The following is a 4,724-nucleotide window of genomic DNA, read 5'->3' as shown; positions in this document are numbered from 1 at the left end:
AACCATTGCTTCGGAGAGTTGGTTTGACGATGACGTCACGCCAGCTCTTTTTAAGTCTGACCTTGATTCCGGGAAAGGACCGATCACGGTCTGGATCAACTCTCCGGGCGGCGATGTCTGGGCGGCGGCACAGATCTACAACATGCTTCTGTCCTATGACGGGAAGGTCACCGTGAAGATCGACGGCCTTGCAGCATCAGCGGCATCGGTCATTGCGATGGCAGGAGATGAGGTTCTTGTCTCTCCGGTCTCCATGCTGATGATCCACAATCCGTCCACGATGGCAATGGGGGATAAGGATGATCTTGCGCAGGCCATCTCGATGCTCGATTCCGTGAAGGATTCGATCCTGAATGCCTACGTCAAGAAGACCGGACTTTCCAAGAACAAGCTCAGTAAGCTTATGGACGATGAGACATGGATGGATGCGAGCAAGGCCGTGGAGCTTCATTTTGCAGACCGTGTGATGGAGCGACCGGATCTCTATCGCAGTGAGCAGGAAGAGAAACCGGAAGAGGACGATCCTGACAAGAAAAATCCGGAGGAATCTGAAGAGAAAACCGAGCAAGCACCAGATGGTCCCAAGAAGAATAAAGATCTGCTTGCTGCAGGTTTTCTTTATTCCAGTCGTCAGATGGCGGCTGCATTTACCAACAAGGTGAAGGAACACTACAAGGTTAGAAACAAGGCATCGGAAGCACCGATCGCTAAGGATACTGCAGACAAGGGCCGGAGCGTGGATGCTCTGATGGATCGCCTGAATCTGCTGCACAAAGTGATGTGAGGAGGAGAACACAATGAACGTACAGGATTTGATTGCAAAGAGAGCAAGAGCGTGGGAGGCAGCAAAAGCCTTCCTCGAAGCACACAGGGGAGAGAACGGCGTCCTTTCTGCCGCAGATGGAGAAACGTATGACCGTATGGAAAAGGAGATCACGGATCTCACCAAGGAGATCGATCGCCTGAACCGTCAGGCTGCCATCGAGGCACAGCTGAGTCAGCCGACTTCTTCTCCTCTTTCCAACATGCCTTCCGCAGGCAACGATAAGCCTAAGAAGCAGGGACGCGCTTCCGATCAGTATGCCAAGGATATGCTGACCGCCATGCGCACGAACTTCCATCAGGTTTCCGACATCCTGCAGGAGGGTGTGGATGCCGATGGCGGATACCTCGTTCCGGAGGAGTGGGACAACCGCCTCATCGATGTCCTGAATGAAGAGAACATCATGCGGGGCCTTGCAACCCACATCACGACTTCCGGTGAGCACAAGATCAACATCGCGGGAGCCAAGCCGACCGCGGCATGGATCGAAGAGGGCGGTGCACTGCAGTTTACCGACGCGAAGTTCGGACAGAAGATCATGGATGCGCATAAGCTCCATGTGGCAGTGAAGGTGACCGAGGAGCTTCTGTATGACTCCATGTTTGACCTTGCAAGCTACATCACCACCCAGTTTGGAATCGCCATTGCCAATGCCGAGGAGGATGCTTTCTTAAACGGCGATGGGAAGGGGAAGCCCACCGGTCTCTTTGATGAGACAAACGGCGGTACGGTCGCAAAGACTCTCACCGGCACGAAGCTCGGCACCGACGATGTGCTGGATCTGGTCTATGCGCTGAAGCGTCCGTACCGGAAGAAGGCATCGTTCATCATGAACGACCAGACTCTTGCAGCTCTCCGGAAGCTCAAGGACAACAACGGCGCCTACATCTGGCAGCCGTCCTATCAGGCAGGGGAGCCGGACAGACTTCTTGGCTATGCGGTTCACACCAGCGCGTTTGCGCCGGAGCTTGCGGCAGGAAAGCCTGTGATGGCCTTTGGCGACTACAGCTACTACAACATCGGCGATCGCGGCAGTCGTTCCATGCAGGAGCTTCGTGAGCTCTTTGCCGGAAACGGCATGATCGGCTATGTTGCCAAGGAGCGTGTTGATGGTCTTCTGGTTCTTCCGGAGGCCGTGCAGATCATGAAGGCGGGCGGCACGGATGCGAAGCCTTGATAAAAGGAGGTTGTAAGTCATGCTGACACTGGACGAGGTGAAACAGTATTTAAGGGTGGATAGCTCCGAAGAGGACGCGCTGATTGAGGGTCTCATAAAGACCGCTGACTTGCTCGTCCGGGAGGTCAGCAGAATGGATTCGAAAGAGGATGCGCCGGAAGCTTCCAAAGCTGTCCTTTTGACTGCGGAGCTTTATACCATTGCTTACCTTTACGAGCACAGGGAGGAGGCAGACCACCACGGTCTGGTCATTACCCTCCGTGCTCTTTTATTTGGAATTAGGGAGGAGAAATTCTGATGCGGATTGCCGACTTAAATCTCCGGATTACTTTTCAGAAGCTCTCTGTGGTAACGGACAAATACGGAAACCACACGAACGCTTACCGGGATTTTTTCTCCTGCTATGCGACAGCGTCCGGCTCCGGAAACGAGGCCAGTGAGGCAGGCGTTACCACGCCGAAGGAGACGATCGACTTTACCGTCCGGTGGTACAAGGCGCTGGATGAGGTCACATCGGACGGCTTTCGGATTACGGCGGGAAACAACTCATACAACATCCTCTACGTAAACCCGATGGGAAACCACAGGAAGTGCATGAAATTCCACTGCGAAAGGATGCGCAAATGAATGAAAAGATCAAACCAGAACAGCTCTCTGACGCCATCATGGAAGGACTCGAGGAATATAAAAGCCTCTCCACAGATGCCATGAAGGAGGCCGTGGAGAAGACGGCGAAGAATGTAAAGAAAGAGATACAGGGCAAGGCCCCTGTCCGAACGGGAAAATACAAGAAGTCATGGAAGGTGACAAAGACCGATGAGAACGCCGAGAAGCTCGTGATGACTGTCCATGCCGGGAGGTATCAGCTGACCCATCTTCTGGAGCATGGCCATGCCAAGCGTGGCGGAGGCAGGGTCGCTGCCATCCCTCACATCGCCCCTGCGGAAGCAGACGGCGTAAAGGAACTTGAGGACGAGATCACGGACGCTTTGGAGAAGGGAGAAGGTTCATGACATACGATGAGATTGTAACAATGCTTGAAGAAGCTAATATACCTCTGGCTTATGATCACTTTGCCGAGGGCGAGTCTCCCGATCCGCCCTTTCTTCTTTTCTTAAGTCCATCGGAGGAGATCTTCGGCGCGGATAACATTTCCTATGCCGCTTTCCCGGAGATCAATGTGGAGCTTTACACCGATAAAAAGCATCCCGAGCTTGAGAAGAAACTGGAAGAAATCTTCAAACGGCATGATGTCTTTTATCTCAAGTCCGAGACCTGGATCGAATCCGAGAGATTGTATGAAGTACTTTATCAGATCACACCATAAGGAGGTGTTTCCATGAGTAACAGAAACAAGGTGAGGTACGGCCTGAAAAACGTCCATTACGCCTTGCTTTCTTCCTCGGAAGACGGGACGGTTAGTTACGGCAAGCCTAAGGCATGGCCCGGTGCCGTGTCGATCAAGTTCTCGGCACAGGGAAGCCAGGAACCGTTCTACGCAGACGACATCAAGTATTACGTGACAAGTTCCAACACCGGCTACAACGGCGATCTGGAAACAGCCCTTGTCCCGGAGGATTTCAAGACAGATGTCCTCGGCGAGATCAAGGACTCAAACGGCGTGTTCGTGGAGAATGCGGACGCACAGCCTGTTCCCTTCGCCCTGCTCTTTGAGTTTGTCGGCGATGCCAGAGCCATCCGACATGTGCTTTATAACTGCACGGCAAGCCGTCCGGATATCGAAGCGCAGACCAAGGAGGATAAGGTATCCGTCAAGACCGAGAGCCTTACGATTGACGCATCCTCGATCTACAACAAGGACCTCGACGCAAACATCGTAAAGGCTGACACATCTTCCGAGACGGACGAAGCCACCTACAAGAGCTGGTATGATTCCGTCCATCTCCCGGCGAAGAAGGCCGCAAGTGGTTCTACTGCTTCAGGAGGGACGAGTAGCACTTCCAGCACTTCAACATCAGGAAAGTAAGGGGTAAACCATGAGAAAAGAAATCGAAATGACTCTGGAGGACGGCAGCATAAAGCCGTTCTCCTTTGAAGCAAACGGTGCGACCGCAATCCTCTACCGGATGGTATTCCATGAGGATCTGATGGTTACGATGAACAATCTCTCCAGCGCAAACCTTGATACCTTAGTCGGAGCGAAGCTCGCCTACATCATGCATGCGCAGGCAGAAAGCACGCCCACCTCTCAGCTTTCTCTCGATGACTTCATCCACTGGGCGGCAGGCTTCGACGGCATGAGCCTGATCGAGGGACTTGATTCCTTCGTGGCAGTCTACCTCGGAAACCGCATGGCGACCACTGAGCCAAAAAAAGAGGACGCCCAACTGACCGGGAAGTAAACACAGCGGTCTATCTACTCCGCTGTAAGCAGTTGGGCTTTACCCTCCCGGAGCTTTCCATGATCGAGGAAGGCATGGTATTTGATGTGCTTTCAGAATCTGATAACGATGAGAACGGCGACTACTGCGAGGTGGCGACACAGGAGGATATGGATAACTGGTAAATAGCGTCATGAACTGCTGTTCAGATTGTTATAACCATGCTTCTCTGTTAATATTAAAAGACACAACAGCCAGTGGAAGATGCTGTTAAATCTTGCTAATGTTTGTCAAGCAGATTTTTGAAGATTTCGAGAACCTTGAGAACAAAAAAGAGAGTAACCTTAATAAGACCTGCTGTTGCAGGCCGGCAGTTAACGGC

General features: G+C 52.5%; 8 protein-coding genes. All 8 read left to right on the top strand.

Annotated elements, in window-relative coordinates:
- On the top strand, positions 1-784 hold a 784-nt coding region (locus ACTQ1N_RS12350; RefSeq protein ID WP_441956956.1), incomplete at its 5' end, for a head maturation protease, ClpP-related.
- Positions 785-797: 13 nt separating this feature from the next.
- Positions 798-2,000 carry a phage major capsid protein gene (locus ACTQ1N_RS12345; protein WP_441476410.1) on the top strand — a complete coding sequence of 401 codons (1,203 nt, stop codon included), beginning with the start codon at positions 798-800 and terminating at the stop codon, positions 1,998-2,000.
- 19 nt (positions 2,001-2,019) lie between these two features.
- Positions 2,020-2,298: a head-tail connector protein gene (locus tag ACTQ1N_RS12340; RefSeq protein ID WP_441476411.1), complete on the top strand. Its 279-nt coding sequence runs from the start codon at positions 2,020-2,022 to the stop codon at positions 2,296-2,298.
- Positions 2,298-2,627 (top strand): phage head closure protein, encoded by a 330-nt coding sequence (locus ACTQ1N_RS12335; protein ID WP_441476412.1) that lies wholly within the window; start codon positions 2,298-2,300, stop codon positions 2,625-2,627. The genes ACTQ1N_RS12340 and ACTQ1N_RS12335 overlap by 1 nt, the downstream gene beginning before the upstream one ends.
- Positions 2,624-3,013: an HK97 gp10 family phage protein gene (locus ACTQ1N_RS12330; protein WP_441476413.1), complete on the top strand. Its 390-nt coding sequence runs from the start codon at positions 2,624-2,626 to the stop codon at positions 3,011-3,013. Before ACTQ1N_RS12335 ends, ACTQ1N_RS12330 begins: the two co-directional genes overlap by 4 nt.
- Entirely contained in the window at positions 3,010-3,327 is a 318-nt protein-coding gene (locus ACTQ1N_RS12325) for a hypothetical protein (protein ID WP_441476414.1), read from the top strand. Before ACTQ1N_RS12330 ends, ACTQ1N_RS12325 begins: the two co-directional genes overlap by 4 nt.
- A gap of 12 nt (positions 3,328-3,339) precedes the next feature.
- Positions 3,340-3,987: a major tail protein gene (locus ACTQ1N_RS12320; RefSeq protein ID WP_441476415.1), complete on the top strand. Its 648-nt coding sequence runs from the start codon at positions 3,340-3,342 to the stop codon at positions 3,985-3,987.
- Between the two features lie 10 nt (positions 3,988-3,997).
- Complete coding sequence (locus ACTQ1N_RS12315; protein ID WP_441476416.1) at positions 3,998-4,363, top strand: hypothetical protein; 366 nt, start codon at positions 3,998-4,000, stop codon at positions 4,361-4,363.
- Positions 4,364-4,724 lie beyond the last annotated feature (361 nt).

It is taken from the genome of Porcincola sp. LCP21S3_C12 (assembly GCF_052118625.1).
Taxonomy (GTDB): Bacteria; Bacillota; Clostridia; order Lachnospirales; family Lachnospiraceae; genus Porcincola.
This window is presented reverse-complemented; position numbering and strand designations above follow the sequence as displayed.